Below are 26,008 nucleotides of genomic sequence, written 5' to 3' on the forward strand. Positions count from 1 at the left end.
AGCTTTTCAACTCTTTCTATTATACCTACTTTTCCGCCTTTGTCAAGAACTTTTTTCCTCTTTACCGAAATTCTGAAAAGATAGGGGAAAGTTCTCTCAGGAGAGCTTTACGTCCTCTAAAGACTTCCCCTCCCATGAGACGATCTATTAACTCTTGTTTTTCCATACTCTGCTTTGATTTATAATTCTTTAGAAGTTCGTGAAAGAGATAATAATCGTCCAGTCTGAGTCCTTTTTCTCCTAGACGATGGCTAATCTCACTCACCTCTTCATAGGGTTCTTTGTCAAAACGGCGCTTGTGGCTTTCCTGTTTACGGATGTAATCTAGGATGCGATTTCTAAACTTTGTTTTAAAGCAAACATATAGTTGATGGCGCTCCCCCTCTAATAACTCTGGATTGCGACTCACCAGCTCATACAGACATAACATGCCTTCCTGGTCCCAGTCCTCTTTCTCCCACAGATGCAAATGATAATCTTTGCGACACTTATGGACGATTCCCTTACTTTCTTCATATAAGTTTTTTAGATTCATAGACCTCTCCTTTCTGCATTTAGTTTAGCAAAATGCACGAGGTCCTGGGTCTACTTCCTCTATTCTATACTTCTTCCTCCCTCAACGGCACATAAAAAGAGAGGCAAAGCCTCTCTGGGGTTATAGTTCTGCAATTTGGTTGAGATTCACTTCTGCAATCGTATCATTACCAAACATAGAGATAATCATCTTCACTTTGTTGTTATCAATTTCAGTAATTTTACCTGTGTAGTCTGCAAAAGCGCCATCAATGATGCGGACTGTCTGGCCAACTTCAACGTCAATATCGAACTCTTGAACAGTTTGTCCCATTGAAACCAGAATATCACGAATTTCTTGTTCCAATAGTGGAGTTGGTTTTGATCTGTTCCCGTGTGAGCCGACGAATCCTGTTACGTTAGGTGTGTTTCGAACGACGAACCATGCTTCATCGGTCATGACCATTTCTACAAGGACATAACCTGGAAAGCGATTCTCTTCAATTTCCTTTTTCTTTCCATTTTTCTCAACTTGCACGGTTTGTGTTGGAATCTCAACACGTAGAATATTATCCAACATGTTATATGTTTGCGCACGTTGCAATAGATTTTCTTTTACCTTATTTTCATAGCCAGAATAAGTTTGTAGAACAAACCATCCCTTGTCAAAACTATCCATGATATTTCCTTTCATACATATATAGAAGAAAGCTAGCAGAAGTTCTCCACTTTTCTTCTAAAAAATGTTAATAAATCGAATCAAACCTGATACAATCAACTGGTCAAAAATGTAAATGATGACCACAAAGAAGGCTGTGTATTCCATAATAGAGCGAAAATCTCTCCAGCTTTCTTTGCGAGTTGGCCAAGTTGTTTCTTTAAGAAGTTTAAAAATATCCTTAATAAAACCCATCGTTCTCTCCTATCTCGTTTCTCTATGTGTCGTATATTTTCCACAATGTTTACAAAATTTATTTACTTCTAGTCGTGTTGGCTTGGGGTTCCCACTAATTTTGATTGAGTAATTCCTTGAACCACAAACTGCACAAGCTAGGCTTGCTTTTTTTAGTGCCATAACGCCTCCATCTTATCTATTATAACAAGAAACCTAGGCTTTGACAAGCCTCTTAACGAAATAGATTAAGGATTGAGTCCCATATTGTCTGGGCTTTTTCTTTTATTTTAGCTTCTGAAATCGCACGGCCTGCTTCATCTACAAGATTTTGTGCACGACTACGAATATCTCCTATCGGGTCCTCAGACTGGTTTGTCTCATTTTCAGCAACCTGCTTTTTCGTATTTTCTGGTTCAATACCATTTTGTTTATAAGCATTCTCAACTGTAAAAGTGCTACCTGGAGTGTAAGGCAAAATGGTATTAGCCATACTTCTAAAGACATGGGCTGCTCCATTGGAGGTCGAACCTGCTAGATAATGGTTCTCATCTGTTGTTGGGAAGCCGAGCCAGTGGCTAATTACAACATCTGGAGTATAGCCAATCACCCACTGGTCACTAGTATATTCTGGATTGAAAACAGCTTCAGTCGTACCTGTTTTACCAGCCATAACGTAATCCGCTGGTGACGAACTAATTCCTGTACCATTTGTAAAAGTTCCCAACATCATGCTGGTCATTTTATCAGCTACAGACTTATCAATCACTCGTTTTTGGGAGTTTTTATGACTCTTGATGACCTGACCACTGGCATTTTCAATACGAGTGATGAAATGTGCTTCAGGCATCAAACCTCCATTAGCAAAGGCTGCGTAGGCTTGCGCCATCTGGAGAGGATTCGTCTCCACACCTCCACCAAGAGCAACTCCAAGAACTCGGTCAACTTTTTCCATATTCAGACCAAATCTCTCCCCAGCCTCAAAAGCTTTGTCAATACCTAATTCATTTACAGTCGCAACTGCCGGTAGGTTGAGTGATTCCGCCAAAGCCTGATACATAGGTACTTCTGGAGATGTCTTAATACCTGCATAGTTGTCTACTTGATAACTGTTGTACTGCATCGTATGATTATCCAGTTGCTTGTTCAAGGCCCACCCTGCTTCTACTGCGGGTGTATAAACGACTAAAGGTTTAATGGTTGAGCCTGGGCTACGCTTAGACTGAGTGGCATAGTTGAAATTGCGAAAGCCTGGTTTGTCATCACCAGCTACACGACCAACAACTCCACGCACTCCACCAGTCTTGGGTTCTAGAGCGACACTACCTGATTCGGCATGCGTTCCGTCTTCTGCTGTTGGAAATAGCGAAGTGTTTTCGTAAATAACCTGCATGTTTGCTTGGTAGTTTTGGTCAAGCTCTGTGTAGATTCGATAGCCATTGTTGACAATCTCTTCTTCTGTGAGATTGTACTTGGAAACCGCTTCGTTGACAACTGCATCAAAATAGGACGGGTAACGATAATCCGAAACTTTGCCTTCATACTTATCTTGCAGTTGAGAAGCCATATCTACTCCAGCCGCTTCGGTCTCTTGATTTTTATCAATATAGCCCGCTGCAACCATATTTTGCAAAACAGTATCCCTACGGTTGGTCGAAGTCTCAACAGAATTTAATGGATTATACAATTCTGGTCCCTTGAGCATCCCCGCTAGAGTGGCCGCCTGATCAAGCGTTAGTTGTGAAGCCGATACACCGAAATATTTCTTACTTGCATCTTCAACACCCCATACCCCATTTCCAAAGTAGGCATTATTGAGGTACATAGTAAGGATTTGCTCCTTGCTGTATTTCTTGGTCAGCTCTAAGGCAAGGAAAAACTCCTTGGCCTTCCGTTCAACGGTCTGGTCCTGGGAAAGATAAGCATTTTTCGCCAACTGTTGAGTGATGGTAGACCCCCCTCCATAACGACCTGCTGTAAGGATGGCTAGAAAGAAACGACCGTAGTTAATTCCATCATTTTTATAAAAGGAACGGTCCTCTGTCGCGACGACAGCATTTTGCAAATCTTTACTGATATCCGTCAGTTCAACATAGGTTCCCTTTTGACCGGATAGGGCTCCCGCCTCTTTTTCTTCTCGGTCAAAAATCAGAGTTCGCGTTTTCAAGGCATTTTGCAAATCATTGACATTGGTAGACTTGGCTATCGCAAATAGGTAGGTTCCTACTAGCAAACCTGCACTTAACCCTAAAATGATAATGATCTTTGTCAGATGATAACGACGCCAAAATTTCCGAATCGGACCTACATGGCCTAATTTTTTTCTATCGCTCCGTGAACGACGCATGCTAGTCGAATCAGACTCTGCTGATTCATTCGTTTCTTTTTTAAAGAGAGAAAGAAACTTCTCAAATAATTTATCTAATTTCATGCGTTTATTTTATCATCTTCACCATAGGAACTCAAGAATTTAGCTACTCCCTATCCAAATAGGGCTTTTTTTGTTACAATATCTGTATGCAATTCACATTTACATTACCCGAATCCTTGCCTCAAATGACGGTCAAACAATTTCTAGAGGAACAACTCCTCATCCCTAGAAAAATCCGCCATTTTTTGAGAATAAAGAAGAACATCTTAATGAACCACAAACAAGTTCACTGGAACGAGATGGTCAAGCCAGGGGATATTTGTCAGTTGACTTTTGACGAGGAAGATTATCCCAAAAAAGAAATCCTTTGGGGCAATCCAGACCTCGTTCAAGAGATTTACCAAGACCAACATCTCATTATCGTCAACAAGCCCGAAGGCATGAAAACTCACGGAAATCAACCTGGTGAAATTGCCCTTCTCAACCATGTCTCTGCCTACGTTGGTCAAACCTGCTATGTCGTTCATCGCCTGGATATGGAAACAAGCGGTTTAGTGCTTTTTGCTAAAAATCCTTTTATCTTACCCATCCTCAATCGTTTGTTGGAAAAAAAGGAAATCGCTCGTGAGTACTGGGCACTTATAGAAGGGCGAGTAGAGAGTAAAGAACTTGTCTTTCGAGATAAAATTGGTCGTGATCGACACGATCGTAGAAAAAGAATAGTTGATGCAAAACATGGACAATATGCTGAAACACATGTAAGCAGATTAAAGCAATTCCCAAATCAGACTACCCTTGTCCGTTGTAAACTAAAGACCGGTCGAACACATCAAATCCGTATTCACCTCTCTCATCATAACCACCCTATTCTGGGCGATCCTCTCTATAACTCTAGTTCAAAAGTAAGCAGGCTCATGCTTCATGCCTTTCGACTTTCCTTTACTCATCCACTCACCTTAGAACAATTGAGTTTCACTGCCCTCTCGGATACTTTCGAAACAGAATTAAAAAAGAATGGATGACATTATCATCTATTTTTTTATCTATACAAAAAAGCAAGGCTTTCTAGCCTTGCTTTTTTATCGACTCAAGAATTATTTAGCGATTTTTGCAAAGTATTCAAGAGTACGAACAAGTTGTGAAGTGTAAGACATTTCGTTGTCATACCATGAAACAACTTTAACCAATTGTTTACCGTCAACGTCAAGAACTTTAGTTTGAGTTGCGTCAAACAATGAACCGAATGACATACCTACGATATCAGAAGATACGATTGGATCTTCAGTGTAACCGTATGATTCGTTAGAAGCTGCTTTCATAGCTGCGTTTACTTCATCAACAGTAACGTTCTTATCAAGAACTGCTACCAATTCAGTTACAGAACCTGTTGGAACAGGAACACGTTGAGCAGCTCCGTCCAATTTACCGTTCAATTCAGGGATAACCAAACCGATTGCTTTAGCAGCACCAGTTGAGTTAGGAACGATGTTAGCTGCAGCAGCACGAGCACGGCGAAGGTCACCTTTACGGTGTGGTCCATCAAGAACCATTTGGTCACCAGTGTAACCGTGGATAGTAGTCATCAAACCTTCAACGATACCGAAGTTGTCATGAAGAGCTTTAGCCATTGGAGCCAAACAGTTTGTAGTACATGAAGCACCTGAGATAACTGTTTCAGTACCATCAAGAATATCATGGTTAGTGTTAAATACAACTGTTTTAACATCTGATCCACCAGGAGCAGTGATAACAACTTTCTTAGCACCACCAGCGTGCAAGTGTTTTTCAGCAGCTGCTTTAGTAGCAAAGAAACCAGTTGCTTCAAGAACGATTTCTACACCGTCGTTAGCCCAGTCGATTTGTTCTGGATCACGTTCAGCAGAAACTTTAACGAATTTGCCGTTAACTTCAAATCCGCCTTCTTTAACTTCTACAGTACCGTCGAAACGACCTTGAGTTGTATCGTATTTCAACAAGTGTGCAAGCATCACTGGATCTGTAAGGTCGTTGATGCGAGTAACTTCAACACCTTCTACGTTTTGGATACGGCGGAAAGCAAGACGACCGATACGTCCGAAACCGTTAATACCAACTTTAACTACCATTAGTGATTTCCTCCTTATGAAAATCATGAAAATTTTATTGTGAAAAGAGTAACTTGAATCACTACAAATCACCTTTCAACAAACCTATTATATAACTATTTGAGTTTAATTGCAAGTATGGGCGTCGATTTTCTCTCTTGCTTTTCTACTTTTTCTCCCCCTTTTTTATTCATCCATTCTTTTATTTCCAAAGCAAATCTCTAGAATCTTTTATAATATCTGCATATTCTCTTCATTATCAAGGTGAAACTACAATTTCAACTCTTTCAGAGTTTACAAAAAAGAGACAGGATAACTCCTGTCTCTAGGCTGATAAACGATTATTTACGACGTCCTGGACGTTCTGCATAACCATAGTAAGCATCTGCCATGATTTCTTCCATGTCAGCTACCATTGGCAAGCGAGGGTTAGCAGGTGAACATTGGTCTTCATAAGCAAGCAAGGCAATTTCATGCAAGCTATCTTTCCAAGCTTTTTCATCAATTCCTTGATCCTTGAAGTTCATCTTGATACCTACTGCAACACCAAGTTCGTAAACTGCTTTGGCATACGCTTCAACCGCTTCTTCTGGAGTTGAGTGAGGCAAGCCAAGCATTTTCGCGATGTCTTGGAATTTCTCATCAGCTTTCCAGTAGTTGTACTTAGGCCATGTAGTTGTCTTAGATGGGCGAGTACCGTTGTAACGGATAACGTATGGAAGCAAGATTGCATTTGTACGTCCGTGAACAGTATGGTGAACACCACCGATCTTGTGGGCCATTGAGTGGCTCATACCAAGGAAGGCATTGGCGAAGGCCATACCAGCCATTGTAGACGCATTATGCATTTTTTCACGTGCTTCTGGGTCAGCTGTCTTAACAGATTTTTCCAACCATTCAAAGACAAGTTTGATTGTTTGAAGCGCAATACCGTCTGTGTAGTCGTTAGCAAAGTTTGAAGTGTAGGCTTCAGTCGCGTGAGTCAAGACGTCCATACCTGTATCAGCAGCGATGAAGTCTGGAACTGATTCAACCAAAGCAGGGTCAACAATGGCAATAGTTGGTGTCAATGAGTAGTCAGCCAATGGGTATTTGCGGTTGTTTTTCTTATCAGAGATAACGGCAAATGGTGTTACTTCTGAACCTGTACCTGAAGTTGTTGGAATACCGATGTATTTCGCTTTCTTACCAAGTGATGGGAAGCGGAAGGCACGTTTACGGATGTCCATGAATTTTTGAATCAAGTCACGGAAGTCGATTTCTGGTTGTTCGTAGAAGAGCCACATTACTTTGGCCGCGTCCATTGGAGAACCACCACCAAGAGCGATAATTGTATCTGGTTCAAATGCTTTCATCACTTCAGCACCACGTTCTACAGTTGTGATGTCTGGATCTGGTTCAACATCTGAGAAGACTTGAATAGTTACACGGTTGCTACGTGCGTTCAATTGATCGATAACACGTTGAACAAAGCCAAGTTTTTCGATAGATTTGTCTGTAACAATCATAACACGTTCAATATCTTCACATGTTTGAAGGTATTGGATAGAATTGCGTTCGAAGTAAATTTTTGAAGGAACTTTAAACCACTGCATATTATTTCTACGTTTCCCTACTTTCTTGATGTTTAGAAGGTTGATCGCACTTACGTTATCACCGACTGAGTTGTGTCCATATGAACCACATCCAAGTGTCAATGATGGAATGAAGGCATTGTATACGTCACCGATGCCACCGAAAGTAGATGGAGAGTTCCAGATAATACGCATAGCTTTGATTTCTGTACCAAAGCGTTTAGCAAGAGCTTCGTCTTTTGTATGGATGGCTGCTGAGTGACCAAGTCCGTTAAACTCAACCATTTGACGAGCTTTTGTAAGACCATCTTCTGTATCTTCAGCTTTTAGGACAGCGATAACTGGTGACAATTTTTCACGAGTCAACGGTTCTTTTGGTCCTACTTCTGCACATTCTGCAGCCAAGATGTTTGTTCCTTCTGGAACGCTAAATCCTGCTTGTTCAGCAATCCATGCTGCTGGTTTACCAACGATGTTTGCATTTAGTTTAGCACCTGCACAGTTTTTGCTATTAGCTTTTACACCGAAACAGAATTCTTCAAGAAGTGCTTTTTCTTTCTTGTTTACAAAGTAAGTGTGGTATGATTTGAATTCTTCTACAAATTCGTCATACACTTCTTTATCAATGATAACCGCTTGTTCTGATGCACAGACCATCCCATTATCAAATGATTTAGACATAACGATGTCATGAGCAGCTTGACGAAGGTCAGCAGATTTTTCTACATAGGCAGGAACGTTTCCGGCACCTACCCCAAGAGCTGGTTTTCCACATGAGTATGCAGCTTTAACCATAGCATTCCCACCAGTTGCAAGAATAGTTGCAACACCTTCGTGGTTCATTAGCGCTCCAGTTGCTTCCATAGATGACTTTGTAATCCATTGAACACAGTTTTCAGGAGCACCAGCTGCAATCGCTGCATCGCGAACGATTTGTGCTGCGTGAGCTGATGATTCTTGAGCTGATGGATGGAAAGCGAAAACGATTGGGTTGCGTGTCTTCAAAGCAATCAATGATTTGAAAATCGCTGTTGAAGTTGGGTTTGTTGTCGGAGTGACACCACAGATTACCCCTACAGGCTCCGCAATCTTTGTTAAACCTGTAATTGGATCATCTTCGATAACTCCAACTGTTTTAACTCCACGCATATTGTTCACCACGTGTTCACAGGCAAATAGGTTTTTTGTTGCCTTGTCTTCAAATACTCCACGACCAGTTTCTTCAACTGCATGTTGTGCAAGGATACCATGTGCGTCAAGTGCTGCAACCGAAGCTTTTGCCACGATATAGTCAACTTGCTCTTGGTTCAACTTGCGCATTTCATCAAGCGCAACCAAGGCTTTTTTCACGAGACCGTCGACATGCTTCTCAGCAGCAAGTTGCTTTTCCTCTGGTGTTACTGTTTTTTTATCAGCCATATTATCCTCCATAGCCTTTAAGGATGTTATCCTTTGTTAATTTTTTCACAAGTTTATTATAACTCTTTTTTTATGCTTTGTAAACAGTTTCATAAGCATTTCACAAAGAATTTTTCTGATATTGTGATTTTTTTCTCAATATAGCTATATAATAGAGTTTTGTCTGGACGATTGTGAAATTATGGAAAAAATTTTTTTATTTCACAAAGTTTTTCTAGTTGATAGTTATTTCTCGAATTCAAAAATAGAAAGCGCTTTCTTTCTGGTTTTAAAAAATAGTCTCCTAACTTGGAGACTACTGTTTTTGCTGAAAAACGCCTTGTTTAAAGGTCCCTTCATAAACAACTTCTTGCTCTGTCGTCAACTTCCCTTGACCTTCAGCCTGACCGTTTACAAAATCACCTTCGTATTTCCAGCCATCTTTTGATTGGAAAGTCCCTTTTCCATTAAAGGCTCCATTATTGAAATCACCTGTATATTGGTCTCCATTTTCAAAGGTCAGGGTTCCTTGACCATTCATTTTCCCTCGTACCAAGGTGCCATCATAAACAAGAGCTCCACCATCAAGTGTCAGGACACCCTTTTTAGGCGTATTTAGCAGAAATACCGAAAGAGCACAGAGTACCATTACAACTACTGCAACGAGCTCTAACCTAGGACGAGTTAGGTAAACTCTACACTTCTCATAAAATTGTTTAAGCTTTTCCATTGTCACTCTCATTTTCTAATCGATCTAGCCAGCGTTGACATCCACTTGTGATACGAGCATAGGTTTCCTCAAAATCTCCTGTATACCAAGGGTCTGGGACACTTTCAGATGCAAAAGAGTAAATCTTATACTGTAGTTCCTGAGGGCACATGTGATGCAGATCTGAAACGTTTGAAGCATCCATACCGATAATGTAATCAAACGATTCAAAGTCTTCCCTGCCAATCTGAAGCGATATTTTGTCTTTATCATACGGGATCTGATATTGCTGGAAAATTCCTTGCGTTCCCTTATGAATCGGATTGCCATGTTCCCATGATGACATTGCCCGACTCTCGACGTGGTAATCACTCGTCATGGACTTCATCACAAACTCTGCCATGGGGCTACGACAGATATTTCCTAAGCAAACAAATACTATTTTTTTCATCCCTTTTCCTCTCGTCTCATAGAAAAACGGGAGTGACTGGTCCCGTTTTATTCTTCGATTGCTCCACTTTCGTCAACAACTGTTCCTTCTGGTGTCACAGCTTCTTTGAGTGGCAAAACGGTCTTGATGGCAGCCAATTCAAAAGTCAAATAAACGCCATCTACATCCAGTACGATTGTACCTTTCTCAGTATCTACTTCATCCACTGTTCCGTAAAGTCCACCAATTGTAATGACTTCATAGCCTTTTTGAAGCTTGTTCAAGCTTTCCATACGCTTTTGTGCTTGTTTCTTTTGAGAACGTTGCATAAAGAACATCAAGGCAAACATACCTACAAGCATGATTAAAAAAGTAATATTTGGATTCATTGTTTTCTCCTTTGTATTTTACATAGGACTACTATATCAAATTTCAGCTACTTTTACAAGATTGTGCCTTGTTTTTATGGTTATAAAAAATCAGAGTTTTCACTCTGATTTTTGTGATTATTTCAAGTTTTGAACGACTTTTACAAGATTTTCTACCGTAAATCCGTACTCTGCCAATACTTTTGGTGCTGGGGCAGATGCTCCAAAGGTATCAATACCGAGAACTGCACCATCAAGACCAACATACTTGTACCAGTTTTGAGTTGCTCCCATTTCGACCGCAACACGACGACGGACTGCATTTGGAAGGATTTCTTCCTTGTAAGCTGCATCTTGTGCGTCAAAGACATCTGTTGATGGCATGCTGACTACACGGACTTTTGCACCTTGGCTAGCCAATTCTTTGGCAGCTGCGACCGCCAAATTCACCTCTGAACCTGTTGCAATCAAGATCGTATCAAAGTCTGCTGCATTTTCATAGACAACATAGGCACCTTTCGCAACTTTATCAAAGTCTGTTCCCTCTTCGACAGTCAAGTTTTGACGTGTCAAGACAAGGGCAGTTGGTGTTTTTTTGCTTGTCACTGCAAGGTACCAAGCCGCTTGAGTTTCACGCGCATCTGCTGGGCGGAAAACATTCAGATTTGGCATAGCACGGAGACCTGCTAAGTGTTCAACTGGTTCGTGAGTTGGACCATCTTCACCAACTGCAATAGAATCGTGGGTAAAGACATAAGTCACAGGAAGTCCTTGCAAGGCTGATAAGCGGACAGCTGCTTTCACATAGTCAGAGAAGACGAAGAAAGTACCACCGTATACACGAAGTCCACCGTGAAGGGCCATCCCGTTCAAGATCGTTCCCATTGCAAATTCACGAACACCAAACTGAATGTTGCGGTTCAAGCGATTAGCGTCGTCTTGAAGTCCATCCGTTTTGATATAAGTCATGTTTGAGTGAGCAAGGTCAGCTGATCCACCTAGGAAGGTTGGCAACTTGGCAGCGACAACGTTCAAAGCATCTTGACTTGAATTACGAGTTGCTTGAGAGAAGCCATTTTCTAAGGCTGGGAAGTCTGCTGGAGTCACTTCAACTGGATCACGTCCGTCGATGATGGCTTCTACTTCTGCAGCCAGTTCTGGATGAGCCTCTTTATAGTCAACAACTAATTTAGTCCAAGCTTGATAAGCTGATGCGCCACGGTCTGCAACATTTTCTTTGAAATCAGCATAAACTTGTTCTGGGATTTCAAATGGTTCATAGTCCCAACCGAGCGCTTGGCGAGTTGCTGCAGTTTCATCTGCTCCAAGAGGAGCACCGTGTACCGCATTAGTTCCTTGTTTGTTTGGAGAGCCATATCCAATAACAGTCTTCACTTCAATCAAAGATGGCTTGCCTGAAGCTTTAGCTGTTTCGATAGCAGCATGGATTGCTTCCAAGTCTGTTCCATCTTCAACCAAGGCTGTATGCCAACCGTAAGCATTGTAACGGTCACGAACACTTTCTGTAAAGGAATCCTTTGTCTCACCATCCAAGTTGATGTCATTTGAATCATAAAGAACCACCAACTTGTCAAGTTTTTGCAAGCCTGCATATGAAGCCGCCTCACTTGAGACACCTTCCATCAAATCTCCGTCTCCACAGATAACGTAAGTGTAGTGGTCAAAGATATTGAAACCTTCGCGGTTATACTTCGCTGCAAGGAAACGTTCTGCTTGGGCAAAACCAGTAGCAGTAGAAATTCCTTGTCCTAGAGGACCAGTAGTCGCGTCAACTCCTGCTGTATGACCAAATTCTGGGTGACCTGGTGTTTTTGAACCCCATTGGCGGAAGTTCTTGACTTCATCCATGCTAACATCTTCAAAACCAGAAAGGTGAAGAAGGGCATAAAGAAGCATAGAACCGTGTCCTGCTGAAAGAATAAAGCGATCGCGGTTGATCCAGTTTGGTTGAGCTGGATTGATACGAAGTTGTTTTGTGAAGAGGCTATAGGCCATAGGAGCAGCCCCCATAACCACCCCTGGGTGACCTGAGTTTGCTTTGTTGATGGCGTCAATACCTAGAAAACGAATTGCATTAACAGATAGATTTGACATAGAATTTCCTTTCTCTTTGAGGTGATTAATGAATCACACATCCTATTTTACTATTATATGAAAAAATGCATAGAATAGCAATAAAACAATTTGCGTTCATCTAACACATTTGATTTTCTATCCCCTCGTCACCTCATAGTACGGGAGCAATAGCGTATAAGCGTCTTCTAGCTTCTCCAATATCGCTTCTACTGACTGATTTTCAATGAGGGAAACATCTGACTTGACCAAAACTTTACGGACTTCCTGACTTCTCACCTTCTCGCGTAAAGTACGACGATTCTCCTCAGTAGCCTCCACCTTATGACTCTCCCCATTTGAGTAGACTAGATAATAAATTCCTTCTACCGCTGGAAGCTCTAAAACCTTGGCTTGCTTGTCTAAGGTCTGTTCGTCTTTCTTACGCTCGATGAAACTGACTTCCAAAGAAATCCCAAAGTCAGCAGGTGTTCCATACAAACGAAGAGCCATCATAGGTTCTGTCACTTGTCCGTCTCTCTGAAGATAGGCCCAGAAATGCGGCCGCAAGCGTTGCGCTTGGTTCATCCACTGACTAGTCTGTTGCAGTTGCCATTCTGGATGACTTGCTTGAAAGGTTTTGGCCAATTCTGTAAAAGACTTCCGAGCCTCTTGACCTTTTTGCCGCAAATCCAACATCTTTTCTCTTTCATCGCCAGCTTTATCAGGATTACGGTACTGGACTCCTGCAAATGATAGGTATTCTCTAACTGCTTTCAGCATATCTGAATCTTTCCTTTCCTAGCAAAAAATCAGGATGAACCTGATTTTGCTTTGCTCATTCTGCATCTACGACAACATAGCGATTTGGCTCGTCACCTTCAGAATAACTCGTTACGCCATCCATGCGCGAAATAATGCGATGGATAATCTTGCGTTCGCTATTTGACATTGGATCAGTTTGTTGGCTACGACCTTCTTCTAAAACGCGAGTCGCCAATTTTTGAGCGTAGGTTTGCAAGACTTCTGCACGGTGTTCAACGTAATCATTGACATTGATCGTGATATAGAAGGTTCTCGAATAGCGATTGTAAAGGTAATTTTGCGCTAACAGTTGAAGAGCTTTCAAGACTTTTCCGTGGTAGCCGATAATACGACCTGGTTCATTGGTGTCAATTTGAAGATTGATGGTGCGGCGATTGTAGTCGCTTGAAATCGTCCCTTCAACATCCATATCATCTACAATGGTTTGAACGTAGCTAGCTACTTCAGTTGCCACTTGTTCAATGTCATAACTTGGTTCTACTTTCAAGCCTAAATCTTCCAAAGATTGACTTGTTGCTTCCTGCGTTTCAGTTTCTTTTTCTGGAGCAGATTCCACTTCCTCGGTAGTATCCTCTGGTTCCAATTCATTTAAAATTGAAATATGGCCTGTTTCTTCCAAAATCGTGCTGGCGTGCTTTTCATTTTTCAGGATTTCAGCCTTGACCTCTTCAGAGACACCTTGACCTTCTTCTTCAATCTTCTTGATGGCTTCCACTACATGCCCCAAATCAACAGTTGCTTCACTTACTGTTTTCACGGGTTCATTTTTTTCATTAACTTCTTTTGGAACCCCTTTAATGGCCTGCTGGTTGGCTTTGATTACTGTCGTTTCACTAATGGCTTCGATATCAACTTGAGCTGGCTTCTTACCAAACAAGCCTAAGAATCCTTTTTTCTCTTTCGAAACGACCTTGATGTGGGCCTTCATTCTTGGAATGTCTAATTCTTTCAATCCTTTTTGGATTGCTTCTTCAACCGTTGAACCTGTAAATAATACCATTACCAGATTCCTCCTTATTTTTTCTTTTTCTGTGCTTTTTTCAAAGCTCTTCTCTTCTTGCCTTCTAAATCTTTTTCTGCTTGCGCCACTGCTTCTCTTTCAGCAATAATCTTGAAAGGATTGTTCAAGAAATAGGTTTGCAGAACTTGGTAAGCATTGGATACAGCCCAGTACAAGGCTACACCACTTGGGGCGGAAATGGCAAAAACAAAGATCAATACAGGCATACCATACATCATCCCTGTCGTAGCTCCACTTTTTTCGGACAAAGCTTTATTCGATAACCAGCTACTCAAGAAGGTAAAGACTGCCGCCAAAATCGGAAGGACAAAACTTGTATCTACTCCTCCCAAATTAATCCATAAAAAGTGACCTGTTTTCAAAAAGTCAACTCGACTCAAGGCTTGAAAGAGCGCCAAGAGAACCGGCATTTGTATTAAAATTGGCCAGAGAGAGGATGAATGCTTGATTCCTAACTCTTTATAAACCTTACGCATCTCCTGGTCTAGCTTGGTTCTACTTTCCATATCACGACCCGGATATTGCTCTCGCAAAGCCTTGATGCGTGGTTGAGCCTCTTGCATTTTTCTAGAGGCAACCATCTGTGTCTGAAAGACCGGCAATAAAATCGTCCGGATCAAAATCGTGAAGAGGATAATCCCCACTCCGATACTAATGTCAAAGGACAAAAAGCGGATAATTTCAGCAAAAAAATAGACGAATTTGCTCCAAAAGTCTGTCGAGTCTGCTGTTATATCGCTAGCTGTACCATTTGTTGCACAGGCTGTCATGATAAACAAGGACAAGCCCAACAAACTAGTCAACTGTAGTTTCTTTTTCACTCCCATTTCCTTCCTGGTAAATCTTTGATAACTTTAATACGTGGAGTAGATTTTTCTCCATCTCTGCATATTCCAAGGTTTCCACCCCTTTTCGGGCAATCACGACAAAATCAACATGCTCTACTAAACTCCCTTTTACACTTTGTAGAATGTGTCGGATTCGTCTCTTAATTTGATTTCTGGTAACTGCATTCCCCAGCTTTTTGCTGACGGACAGTCCTACTCGAAAATGGTTTTGCTGGTTTTCCAATTGGTAGACAACAAATTTTCGATTGGCAAAACTTGTTCCGTCCTTGAAAATCGCCTTAAAATCTTTCTCTCTTTTTACACGAAAGCTTTTCTTCAAAACTCAACTCCATCTATTAAATTACTACTATTATAACAATTTCCCTCAATAAAAGCTAGACAAATACCGTCAATTATAGACATAAAGGCCTTTTTCTACATTCTTATTCCAAAGATTATGGACTATTTTAGACATTTTTAGACATTTCTTGGTTACTTTTTGGTTAGCTTTTACAAGTCCAATTTATCCAATTTTTCAGTTATATTAAACTTCATCTGCTCCGTAACATGAGTATAAACTCCCAAAGTCATTTTCTCGTTCGTATGACCTACTCGTTCCATAATCGCCTTGATTGGAACTTCCAATTCTGCAAGTAAACTAATATGTGAATGCCTAAAAACATGAGTAGTCAATACAAAATCCTCTTCTTTTTGAATTCCACTTCTTTTAAAACTTCTCTTCAAAAAATCATTAAAAGAAAAAATCATAAAAGGATTCCCATTTTTCGTAAATATAAATCGCCCTTCTTTTTCAATGAAAAGATATTCCTCTATGATCTCTAACACTCTATCGCTAATACCAATGACTCTATAAGAAGCTAAACTTTTTGGACTATCTAGGAATATTTCTGCTTTACTTCCGCTCGTATGCAATGTATGCTTAACTTCTAGTGTTTTATTTCCAAAATCAATATCCTCAAGAGTCAAAGCCAAAACTTCTCCAAAACGTAATCCAGTCAAATACATAAATTCAACAATCAAACGTACTCGTTGATTCTTTTCTTCTTTTTCTAAAAAATTAAGATACTGAACTACTTCTGCTCTAGTAAGATACTTATTCTGTTTCTTCCTGACTTTTTTTAAATTCTTCTTCCTTTTTGGCAAAACAACATTATCAATAGGATTCTCACTTATATAACCAACATTTAAGCAATACTTAAAAAACAAGTTTAATAAAACTTTCTTATTTTTCCTATGTTCTGCAGAGCATGGCAATTCTAACAATATATTCTGAACTATTCGACCTGTCACATTCATCAGTAAATAATCTTCCAATTTCCTGATCTCACCAATAATAGTGTATTTCTGAGACTTAAAAGTACTCCTCTTCAGCTCAGATTTTCGAATTTTTAAATATTCTTCATAGGCTTCCTTAACTGTTATTTTCCTTACTTCTGTTTTCTCTTTTTCTATGTTCTCCCTCTTTTTTTCTATTTTCTCATCCAGCAAGATTCTTGCCTGTTTCTGAGCTTGCCTTGTCTTAGAAGTCAAAGTTATAGAAACTTGTTTCCACTTATTCTCTTCTAAATCAAAATATTTTTCATAATATCTATATTTTCCATTCTCCAATTCTCTAAAAAACATTTTATACTCCTTTTAAAAATGAGTATATCTCTAGTCAATAACTATAGTATATCATTTTTTCTAATTAAATATATCTAACTCTCTCTCTATGCAGAAGGAATAGATAAAATCCTCTCACATTAATCAATACTTTTTGTCCTGTTCTAAAAGATATATCTTTAAATTCTTTCGTCTTTTGACTTTCATCTAATCTCCTTTCAATTGTTTTAATACTAATCGAAGGGAAATAATTTGCTTTTAAATCCTTCTTTGACACACAAATATCAGGATAATTATTATATAATTTTTCCATTTTTATTCTCCTATTTCCGAACAAATCTCGAATACATGCTTGAACACTTTGACCTAAAATACGAATTTTATAACCTATCCTGGTTTCTTTATGTTCATTTTTTCTCCATAAACGACAAAAAAACAGCAAGCCATTCCTGACTTGCCATTCTTTCTATGCTAGTTATTCAATTCCAGCAATTCACTTTCAACACGTTTCAAAACTACTTGTACTTCTTCTGTACCACGATAACCTTCAAGAGAAGCTAACTGTCCTTCTATCCTTCCTAAAATACGTAACACTTTGTCTAGTTCATTATTTTGCTTAGACTTAGATAGTTCTTGATTCTCAACTGTCAATCTCCCAACTTCTTCCGTCAACCTTGAATTTTGTAATACAACTTCTTTCATAAAATCCATTGTTTCCAAAATTTCTTTAGCCTTCGTACTGTTTTTATACAAATTTTCCCTAGCCATTTTTTCATATTTCATTTCATCAGAAATATATTCTGTATCTTTTTTGATAGAAGCATGCTCCTTAGACAAGGCATCATGTTCTTTAGACAAGCCTCTATGATCACTAGATAAACCCTTATGCTCACTAGATAAGCCCTTATGCTCACTAGACAAACTAGCATGTTCCATTTCACGCTCTTTTGACAATGCCTTCATTTCAGCTTTAAGACCACTATTATCTCGTGCTAACTTAATAGCAATACCAACTAGTGAAGCTATCGTTGCTACAATTCCACCAAATGTTACCCAATCCATAATTGAATAGTCTCCTATCATTTTTTTCTCCTTTCTATCTTATCATATTTTAAGCTATTTCATAATTTTTCTAACAATCTCTCTATATCAGGAAAATAAGTATAAGCTACTCCTCTAGTGAAATCAAAAGGACAACATTCCTCAACCAATACAGAAACACTAGCATAATTTCTTTTTGGTAATTTTTGGTTGGCATGACAACCCTCATAATGATAAACAACACGAACATACTGATTATTCCTTCTAACCTCAACTAACATAGTTTCAATCCCATAACCAGTATCACGACTAGCTGTAAATTCCAAACACTTTTGATTATCTCCCAATCTCTGAGCTAATCTTACAGCATACATTTTCAACAATTCTACTTGATCCATTTTCTACTCCTTAAAAAACAAAAAAGGCAGATTTTACTCTGCCTTAAGTATTTACCACTTTTACAGTAACACCTTTTACTGTAAAAGCCTTTCTTCGACTTAAATCTAATCGAATTAATTTGAAATAAAAATCTACTTCTTTTCCAAAAGGATATACACTAAATACTAAATGATACACTTTATCTACATCTGAAAATTTCTTTTTCAAAGGAGCTTCAAAACCATTCCACGCTTCTCTATAATGAGAAAGACCTGTAAATCTTTCAACGTTCAAAAAACTTAATTCCACAATCCCTTGATAAGACTCTTTTACTGCACGTTTATTAATCATAACCATTCGCTGGTTTGCATCACTTTCACCTTCATCTACATAGAAATTGATTTCAGGAGGAAAAGGATCAGTCGCCTTCTTAATACCAAGATATTCCTTATTCAAAACATTTTTAAATAAATATCGTTGAAATAGGTTTGCTTGAAACCACTTCATAAAATAATAAATACCAATACTAAAAAGAGCCATTAGAATCCATAATGAAGATTCATTCTCTTGAAATGGATAATCTATTGCGATTGAAAAAATAAAGAATAACACAATACTTTCAAAAAATGAATAAATAAATTTCTCAACTCCAAAACGCAATTTTGAAAAAGGAACAGCTAAGACAAAAATAACCATCAAGAATCCTAAATAATTTGAACTAATTTCAAGTATTGCTGATATTTTTTTAATCAGAACAGCACACGCTATCATTTCAAAAAATAAAAGTTGCCATTTAAACAACTGACCAATCAGCCAATTTACTCCACAAATCGCAGATAGTTTATATCCCAACTTATCTGATTCTTTCAAAATTCTAAAAAACTCTTTCATACTATCTCCCTTAATTCAATTTACGTCTACCCCAAATTGTCGCAACCAAACCTACAAATCCCCAAATTGTCGCAAAGATTGTACTTGCTGTTCCAGTATTCGGAAGAACTTTTAACTGCCCCTCTTTGTCTTTCAAAGCGATTGTACCGTCTTGCTGTTTCACAGCCCCAATTTCATAAGGTTCTTTTTCTTGATAATCACCTTCTTCTGTTTCTACTACTACTTTTCCTTGATTCGTAGATACAACTGTATGACCTGTATTTGTTTCAATAGGCTGCTCTTTGATTTCTTCTTTAGTGACATTCAAGGGCTGCGGAGTATCTTGTTCTTTTACTCCAACAATTTCTTCTGCCTTTTGTTTCTGCTCCTTAATTTCAGGAGTATCTTCTACAGTAGGCTTCTTATCTTCTTTTGGTGTTTCTTCTTTCGGCTGTTCTGATGGAGTAGGTGAATCAGCCACAATGCCTTTATTGTCCTTCTCCTGCTGTTTCTCAGAATCACCACCCAAATTCAAATTATCATTCACTTTAGGCGCTGGTGTTTCTGCAGGTGCTTCTGTCGGCTTTTCTTTTTCCGTAGGTGTTACAACAATACCACCTGTTTTATCATCAATAGGCTTCTCACTTTCACCACCAATCACAACCGTTGATGACTTATCTTCCTTCGGCTTTTCCTCCGTCGGTTTTGTTTCTGCTGATGGAGTTGCTACAATACTTGTCGTATCATTCGTGACTGTACTATCACCACCAAGCGAAAGTGTATCCGCAAAAGTCGTCGTTGCCGAACTCAAAATAGCTACAGACAACAAAGTTACAAATTTCTTATTCATTTCTTTTTTCCTCATTTTCTATTTTCCAATCACATAATAAAAATTCTTCGCTTCCTCAGCACTAAATACACGATAATCTGTGATTCCAGTACCTTGTCCACTTTTGACAAAATTACATTCAGAAATCAATATTGACCCATCGTCTTTCACATCTTCGACGAAAGCTACATGACCATAAGTTGGGTGACCACCTGCCTGCCTACCTTGGAAGCTAACAGCAGAATGTTTTGTAGGAGTATTCGTTACTTCATACCCTGACTTATGCGCCCAATCCTGACCATTACCCATGTATGGATCAAACTGTATTCCAAATTCTTTAGCACGATTAAACACATACCACGTACACTCGCCGTAAGGATAGGATTCAGTGATATAGCCTTCCTTAGTGATTTCCTTATCAATGGAGTATCCGTTCGGTATCTCCATCGCAACAGCTCCAGGAGCAATATCTAAGCTACCAGCTATCGCATTCCCACTAGACGAGCCATCCGATTCAATCGTTCCCTTAAAGACTTCATACCACTTCTTACTGTCCTTCTCCAGCTTTTCTAGCTTAGTCTGTCCGTCTGATAAGGATACCCCCTCATAGTGTTCAGACCAATACTTGGCACTTTCAAAAGGATCAGTTGCTTTTTGCATGTAGTCTTTTACTTTTTTATAGCCATGATTCAACTCATAGGACATCAATTCTAGTTGAACTGTACTATCTAACGTTCGAGAGCTTGCATTCGCCCATCGATCACCATTGATTGTATTTCCATCCCAGCCTGACCATTGAAAGTAGCCAGCAACTCCACCTGATGGATTCGTTAGTTTAGGATCAAAGTCACTTTCTCTTTCTGCATTGGCAAGCGATCCACTAGAACCCTCTAAAGTGAATTTTTCTTTTGAGAGTTGCCAGTTTAGAATTTTAATGACATCTTCTGCACGTTCGACAGAGATATTCGCTTTTTGAGCCACTTCTTGCGCTGTTAGACGTGTTCTCTTTCCAGTCGTACTACCTGACGAACCACCAGCAGAACTCGTAATCAGTCCACCAAGAAGAAGCATCAAAAACAAAAAAGAAAGCAGCGGTAGAAAAAAGCTAAGCAGGGCAAAGGTTCGTCTAGTCTTTTTCATCTACGTAGCTAACCTTTCTTGTAAACCAAGTCTACCTTTTTTCCTTTGTAGTTTGCGAATTCTTTCTTTGCGTTCCAAACGTTTCAAAGATGGCAAATTAGCCGTTTCTTTCCATACACCATTTTCAAATGTTCTTGCCTTTGGTGTATGACCTTTTATTTCCTGCTTTCTATACATGCTTTCACGTACTCTATTTTCTAAAGTCTCGTAATTTTCTTTATTTACTCTTTTCTTATCTATATCCTTTTCTCCATAGTTTTTAAAATACTCAACTTTCATCTTGGCTCGGTCAAGCATTTCTCGTCTATGTGCCTTCCTCAATTCAACTTTCTTCGCACGTTTTATCTTACGAGCCATATAGTCATCATTTTGTGGAATTTCCATCTTAGCTAGATTGCTTCTTTTCTCCAAACGATTTTCATTCCAGTTTTTCAACGGTTTTGCCTTATCACCAACCCATCTTTGAGCATTGTTTTTGGTGATTCTTGCCAAGGATTTTACTCGGTTAGGAACTCTATCTCCAACCTTCGTCGCAAATGTTTTTGCCCTTTGCAAGTTCATCCCATTCCCTAGACGTCCTAGTCGCCCTCTTGTCAAACTAGAAAGAGGATTCCCCTTTCCATTCAGGAAGGATAAAAGGTTGTCTCTATTCCTAAATAACCAGTAAATCACAATACATTTCAAAAACGTTGCTACAAGACCAGGTCCTCCCCCATAGTATTCTATGAAACTTGACATATTTCCATAAATAATCGGAACAATAACGCTTGCCAGACTAATAGCAGACGAAATCAACAAGAAGGAGATCCCTTTTTTAGAAATGCCACCAAAATAATGACTAAATTGTGGGAAAAGACTTAAAATTAAAGCAAATGGTGAAATCAACAACAATAGGGCATAAGAAAGCAAAATCACCACTCGACCTAGCCCCATTGCAAGATACACAACACCAACCACAACAACATCAAAAATTGAGGTAAAAGCATAAGTAAATTTATCAGACCATTCATCAACCAAATTTTGACCTTTAACATCTTCTGTTTCGTTTTTATCATTCTTTTTGGTCAATGTTTTGATTTCTTTATCTGATAACTTGAAATTTCCTTTACCTTCCTGATAATTGGTCAACTCTTGAAAATCTTCCTCCGAAAGATAATAATTTCCCTCACTATCTTTTTTTGAGTTCATGTTTTTATAAGCAGGGATAATCGTTGAGTTAAAATAGCTTTCAGCCATCGACGTATCTACAGTCCCCACCTTTTTCACAATCTCCGTCTGAAATTCTCTTGTAATTTCATCCGTGACATTATATAGATGAATAGGAAGATAGCGCTCAGGACTGCCATTGATTGAAATTTTAGTGAAAAAGCCACCAACAAGCGCAAAGACCAAGCCAAGTTTCAAAGCCGTTTTGAAAACTTGTCCGCCTTTAACCCACACAGACAGAATATAGACAGCCATAAAAACACCTGCGATATATTTTGTCGTTGCACCAAACAAGACAGAGAAAACGGCGCTTGCCATTTCTACAACCTTATTCAAGAAAGGCGATACATCCGTCATTTTTTCAACCGCAGATACTAAACTTACGATTATTCCAAACAAAAACTTAGAGAACCAGAAAATAGCTTGAACGACTTTATTTATCCAGTAATTCCCAACCTCACCAAGACCAAATAGACCTTTGTCAAAATAGACATAGCTGGTCAAGCGTTTCATTTTTGTCTTGAAATTGGCATAACTTAATTTTGTATTGGCTTTTTCTTCCTCTTCCTTCTTTTTCTTTTCTTCTTCTTGCTTTCTTTGAGTTTCCTTAACGCTATCAGCAACACCTTGATTAGCATTCGCACCAACAACATCCGAACTTCTTTTCAATGTATCATCAGTAATTTTTTCCAAAGGATCTTTATTTTCAGATGGACTAGGCTTAACAATACTAGAACTTGCACCTGTATTACCGCTATTGGGGAGCGTTAAGCCATCACTAGAACTAGATGAGCTTGTCGAAGAAGATTTATCCTTTACAAAAGCTGGAGTTTCAGATAATGTACCATTCGGAAGCGAAACTGTTCCTATATCCGCAAAAGCCAGCAAAGGAAAGAGAATCGAGAGTAAAAAAATAATCAGAGCTAGTTTCTTCTTCATCTTTTCTCCTTTACTAACCTGTAGACTTCAGATTCGTTGTAACAGTTTCAAACAATGGAGTTATCGAATCATATATTGTACCATCCACTGTAATTCTTTCTCTTCGACCAAAAACGTCCGAGAAGATACATTGACCCATCGTCTGATTTTCAACCCATGCTTTAGACAAATCATCTTCTTTGATTTTAAGATGTTCCAATATCGAAGACGTCTCACTATCTTCTGAGAAAGCAAAGACTGTTCCAAATCCTGTACCATCATCTTCAGTTGAAACATCTTTTACAGACTGAGTTACCAAAACCAAGAAATTATTAAACGAACGACCTGTACGCTTGATTCTCGCCAGCAATTGACGACCACTAGGGGTCAATAATATCTGCCACGCCTCATCCACATACAACAAGGTTTCTTGTGTTCTATCTCTTTCTCCAAAATCAGCACAAAAGAAAGTTAAACCATACATAACCGCAAGACTTCGTAATTGAGTATCTGTCATATCATCATAATTAGAAGTTTTAGGCATATCCAAGCCAGCGATTTCAAAGACCGTAATCTTATTGTCCGACTGCAAAGACTTGTTAGAGCCATCAGAGAAGCACAATTTCAACAAGGTATTTTCCCCCATTTTTGTCAAATAACGACCAATCCTTGCTACATCTTTATCTTTCTCCTCCTCAAAAGTCTTAAACAGATGTAACATTCCAACCGTTTCTCCATTTTGTTTTCTATCCCAGACCTTATCAATATTTTCCAACAAGTAAGATTTCAATTGCTTAGAATCCTCTTTGTCTAAAACAGTCGAGACTAAAACCGAAGCAATTTCTGTCAACATTGTCTTTTCATCAATATAAGCGAACGGATCCAGAACTCCAATATTTCTATCTTCCTTCGCATTCAGCGTTACAAAGTTAATAGATTTAATATACTCCTGAACTTCCTCATGAATATTTTGTTCCTCATACTCCTTCAAAATCTTCATATACTGTTTTCTCACTTCAGTTTTAGGATCAATATAAACCGACTTGACTTTCAAGAAACTATTCAATGTAAATAACAATTTTGTAAGAAACGATTTCCCATTTCCAGTCTCTCCAGTAATAGCAACATGAGGATTATTAGTAATCTTATCCTTAATCCCCATTTTATTCGCCTGAAGCAAATTTGAAAAAACTAGACGATTACTTGCTTGTAAGGCTGCCATAAAGTCACCGCCCCAACTCGCAGTTTCATTATCTATTCGAGCAATAGGAAAACCAACCTTATTTCCCACCTCTTTCGTGACAAAAAACATATTCTGACAGAAACCTTCCAAAGAAGTATATTGCACATAACTTTCACGTTTTTTATCAAACAATTCTGTAAAGCGACCTTTGTAAAAAAGATACAATCTATCAGCATAACCTCTTGCAAGAGAACCTCCCAAGTTAGCTATAAGCTTACTCAAAATATCATATCTTTCTTCAATCTCATCTTCATCATCGCCAGTCACAACCAAGAAATGAAGAAATTCAACCATTTTTTCTTTACTTTCAACCTTTTCTTGATAGTCAACTAACGTTTCATGAGCATTTAACACTTCTAAACGTTGAACATCACCATCTTCCTCGATCTCAGCAACCACATTCTCCAAATTTTTGCGTTTATTTCTTGCTTTTTTGTTAGAAGACGATACACCTTTATCTGCCGAGAACGCAACTTTATAGATACTTTCTACAGGAAAATTTAGCAACTGCAATTCTTCTTGTAGATGAATCGAAGATACATTTTGAGGATAGTCCACAATTGGGAAACAAGCGACCAAATTATCATCATCTTTATTCTCCAAACGCAACACTTTATGATTCTCAAAATAAATATTTGTATCATCGATATTATCAATACAATTCTTAATTGCATTTACTTCTGTTTCCTTATCATAAAATTGACCTCGTAAGAATTGTAAACGGGCTAAAAACTCCAGCTCCGTTTTTTCAACTTCACGAACCCTCAATTTATGCAAAGCTTTTTTTAAAACCTTCTTTTTCAGTTCCCAATCCTCATACCAATTTAGAGGAGGTAATTCACCCAGCCCCAACAACTTCAACGTTTCTTTTTTGTAGAAAGAAACGCTGTCTTTCAAAGTCGAAACTAGGTCTGGACTGATATTGTTTGACTTCAATGGAACAGAGATATAATGCTTGTACTCAAACAAGAACTCTATCTCATCTTCAATCTTTTCTTGCAGACTATCCATCATCAAGTTTGCTAAAGAAGCTGTACCGCTATCCTGGTCAATATCTTGACGCAAGAGTTCAAATCGCTCATACAAATCTATTGGAATAGGAATCGTATGCAATTCAAAGTCACCATAGACCGATATTTGACTAAAAGCTGAAAAAGCGGTTTGTTTAAACCGCTCACGTCCCCTCTTGTCTATCGTAACCAAAACTTCACTAGGAACTTCAAAGACTGCAAAAACACCACCATTTTTACGTAATATCAAACTGTCCGCAAAGTCCCAGTAATTACTCGTAATTTCCACGATAAATCCTTTCTATTTTTACATATTGTTTACCTTTATTTATATAATACTTTTTACTGTATCTCCCATAATGCCAAAAATAAAAAATGTAATCACGAAGATAAATCACTATCGTTTTACCATCGATTTTATTATTAGTCAGAATTTTTCCCAATTGCCACCCTAAAACAGAACTAACAACTAAGCACCATCCCCACTCAATAAAACCTACTGACATCAAAAGAAAAAAGAAAATCGGAGTAAAAAAGATAAAATATAATAAAGTCGACATCTCAACCGCAAAAGGCAAACTAAAATTATCCGATAACTCTTTTACAAATATAGGCTGGTCAAAACCACGCTTATATGAAAATAATTGTTTCTCTTCTTTTTCCAT

Annotated in this window: 26 protein-coding genes; 1 reads left to right on the forward strand and 25 read right to left on the reverse strand. The window is 38.7% G+C overall.

The window, feature by feature from the left end; translation table 11 throughout:
* Positions 1-61: 61 nt before the first annotated feature.
* The 5 genes from NML69_RS08910 to pbp2a all read right to left on the reverse strand — a co-directional run bounded on the left by NML69_RS08910 (position 62) and on the right by pbp2a (position 3,836).
* Complete coding sequence (locus NML69_RS08910) at positions 62-535, reverse strand: sigma-70 family RNA polymerase sigma factor (RefSeq protein WP_254726429.1); 474 nt, start codon at positions 533-535, stop codon at positions 62-64.
* 120 nt (positions 536-655) lie between these two features.
* On the reverse strand, positions 656-1,192 hold the full coding sequence (nusG, locus tag NML69_RS08915; protein WP_000376728.1) for a transcription termination/antitermination protein NusG: 537 nt from the start codon (positions 1,190-1,192) through the stop codon (positions 656-658).
* Between the two features lie 57 nt (positions 1,193-1,249).
* Positions 1,250-1,426 carry a preprotein translocase subunit SecE gene (secE, locus tag NML69_RS08920; protein WP_000505776.1) on the reverse strand — a complete coding sequence of 59 codons (177 nt, stop codon included), beginning with the start codon at positions 1,424-1,426 and terminating at the stop codon, positions 1,250-1,252.
* A 9-nt stretch (positions 1,427-1,435) separates the two neighbouring features.
* Positions 1,436-1,588 (reverse strand): 50S ribosomal protein L33, encoded by a 153-nt coding sequence (gene rpmG, locus NML69_RS08925; RefSeq protein ID WP_001809375.1) that lies wholly within the window; start codon positions 1,586-1,588, stop codon positions 1,436-1,438.
* A 52-nt stretch (positions 1,589-1,640) separates the two neighbouring features.
* Entirely contained in the window at positions 1,641-3,836 is a 2,196-nt protein-coding gene (gene pbp2a / locus NML69_RS08930) for a penicillin-binding protein PBP2A (RefSeq protein ID WP_254726431.1), read from the reverse strand.
* A gap of 86 nt (positions 3,837-3,922) precedes the next feature.
* Between pbp2a and NML69_RS08935 the strand changes: the two genes are divergently transcribed.
* On the forward strand, positions 3,923-4,798 hold the full coding sequence (locus NML69_RS08935) for an RluA family pseudouridine synthase (RefSeq protein ID WP_254726434.1): 876 nt from the start codon (positions 3,923-3,925) through the stop codon (positions 4,796-4,798).
* 72 nt (positions 4,799-4,870) lie between these two features.
* On the opposite strand, the gene gap is transcribed toward NML69_RS08935, so the two are convergent.
* The 20 genes from gap to NML69_RS09035 form a co-directional block, all read right to left on the reverse strand.
* Positions 4,871-5,881 (reverse strand): type I glyceraldehyde-3-phosphate dehydrogenase, encoded by a 1,011-nt coding sequence (gene gap / locus NML69_RS08940; RefSeq protein ID WP_000260673.1) that lies wholly within the window; start codon positions 5,879-5,881, stop codon positions 4,871-4,873.
* 320 nt (positions 5,882-6,201) lie between these two features.
* Entirely contained in the window at positions 6,202-8,853 is a 2,652-nt protein-coding gene (gene adhE, locus NML69_RS08945) for a bifunctional acetaldehyde-CoA/alcohol dehydrogenase (protein WP_254726437.1), read from the reverse strand.
* Between the two features lie 295 nt (positions 8,854-9,148).
* Positions 9,149-9,562: an MORN repeat-containing protein gene (locus tag NML69_RS08950; protein ID WP_000413194.1), complete on the reverse strand. Its 414-nt coding sequence runs from the start codon at positions 9,560-9,562 to the stop codon at positions 9,149-9,151.
* Entirely contained in the window at positions 9,549-9,992 is a 444-nt protein-coding gene (locus NML69_RS08955) for a low molecular weight protein-tyrosine-phosphatase (protein ID WP_254726440.1), read from the reverse strand. Before NML69_RS08955 ends, NML69_RS08950 begins: the two co-directional genes overlap by 14 nt.
* A 47-nt stretch (positions 9,993-10,039) precedes the next feature.
* Positions 10,040-10,360 carry a preprotein translocase subunit YajC gene (gene yajC, locus NML69_RS08960; RefSeq protein ID WP_070657906.1) on the reverse strand — a complete coding sequence of 107 codons (321 nt, stop codon included), beginning with the start codon at positions 10,358-10,360 and terminating at the stop codon, positions 10,040-10,042.
* A gap of 117 nt (positions 10,361-10,477) precedes the next feature.
* Positions 10,478-12,454: a transketolase gene (gene tkt, locus NML69_RS08965; RefSeq protein ID WP_254726442.1), complete on the reverse strand. Its 1,977-nt coding sequence runs from the start codon at positions 12,452-12,454 to the stop codon at positions 10,478-10,480.
* A gap of 117 nt (positions 12,455-12,571) precedes the next feature.
* Complete coding sequence (locus NML69_RS08970; protein WP_254726445.1) at positions 12,572-13,195, reverse strand: ribonuclease P; 624 nt, start codon at positions 13,193-13,195, stop codon at positions 12,572-12,574.
* Between the two features lie 55 nt (positions 13,196-13,250).
* Entirely contained in the window at positions 13,251-14,237 is a 987-nt protein-coding gene (gene jag, locus NML69_RS08975; protein WP_000242589.1) for an RNA-binding cell elongation regulator Jag/EloR, read from the reverse strand.
* A 14-nt stretch (positions 14,238-14,251) separates the two neighbouring features.
* The gene (locus NML69_RS08980; RefSeq protein WP_000728097.1) at positions 14,252-15,079 is read right to left on the reverse strand and encodes a membrane protein insertase YidC; all 828 of its coding nucleotides are present in this window, start codon (positions 15,077-15,079) and stop codon (positions 14,252-14,254) included.
* A complete protein-coding gene (gene rnpA / locus NML69_RS08985) occupies positions 15,054-15,425 on the reverse strand; it encodes a ribonuclease P protein component (protein ID WP_000748120.1) in 372 nt (123 codons plus the stop codon). The genes NML69_RS08980 and rnpA overlap by 26 nt, the downstream gene beginning before the upstream one ends.
* Before the next feature lie 170 nt (positions 15,426-15,595).
* Complete coding sequence (locus NML69_RS08990; RefSeq protein ID WP_254726448.1) at positions 15,596-16,729, reverse strand: site-specific integrase; 1,134 nt, start codon at positions 16,727-16,729, stop codon at positions 15,596-15,598.
* 64 nt (positions 16,730-16,793) lie between these two features.
* Positions 16,794-17,021, reverse strand: a complete 228-nt coding sequence (locus NML69_RS08995; RefSeq protein ID WP_000413840.1) for a hypothetical protein — start codon at positions 17,019-17,021, stop codon at positions 16,794-16,796.
* A gap of 158 nt (positions 17,022-17,179) precedes the next feature.
* The gene (locus NML69_RS09000; RefSeq protein WP_254726450.1) at positions 17,180-17,770 is read right to left on the reverse strand and encodes a hypothetical protein; all 591 of its coding nucleotides are present in this window, start codon (positions 17,768-17,770) and stop codon (positions 17,180-17,182) included.
* 59 nt (positions 17,771-17,829) lie between these two features.
* A complete protein-coding gene (locus NML69_RS09005) occupies positions 17,830-18,147 on the reverse strand; it encodes a hypothetical protein (protein ID WP_254726453.1) in 318 nt (105 codons plus the stop codon).
* A 43-nt stretch (positions 18,148-18,190) separates the two neighbouring features.
* A complete protein-coding gene (locus NML69_RS09010) occupies positions 18,191-19,018 on the reverse strand; it encodes a hypothetical protein (protein WP_254726456.1) in 828 nt (275 codons plus the stop codon).
* Positions 19,019-19,028: 10 nt separating this feature from the next.
* Positions 19,029-19,847 (reverse strand): LPXTG cell wall anchor domain-containing protein, encoded by an 819-nt coding sequence (locus NML69_RS09015; protein ID WP_254726459.1) that lies wholly within the window; start codon positions 19,845-19,847, stop codon positions 19,029-19,031.
* 18 nt (positions 19,848-19,865) lie between these two features.
* Positions 19,866-20,966 (reverse strand): phage tail tip lysozyme, encoded by a 1,101-nt coding sequence (locus NML69_RS09020; protein ID WP_254726462.1) that lies wholly within the window; start codon positions 20,964-20,966, stop codon positions 19,866-19,868.
* Positions 20,967-23,111, reverse strand: coding sequence for a type IV secretion system protein (locus tag NML69_RS09025; RefSeq protein WP_254726465.1), 2,145 nt, complete (start codon positions 23,109-23,111; stop codon positions 20,967-20,969).
* 13 nt (positions 23,112-23,124) lie between these two features.
* Positions 23,125-25,632, reverse strand: a complete 2,508-nt coding sequence (locus NML69_RS09030; protein ID WP_254726467.1) for an ATP-binding protein — start codon at positions 25,630-25,632, stop codon at positions 23,125-23,127.
* Positions 25,616-26,008, reverse strand: a complete 393-nt coding sequence (locus NML69_RS09035) for a TcpE family conjugal transfer membrane protein (RefSeq protein WP_254726470.1) — start codon at positions 26,006-26,008, stop codon at positions 25,616-25,618. The genes NML69_RS09030 and NML69_RS09035 overlap by 17 nt, the downstream gene beginning before the upstream one ends.

It is taken from the genome of Streptococcus sp. CF8-6 (assembly GCF_024295845.1).
GTDB lineage: Bacteria > Bacillota > Bacilli > Lactobacillales > Streptococcaceae > Streptococcus > Streptococcus oralis_BO.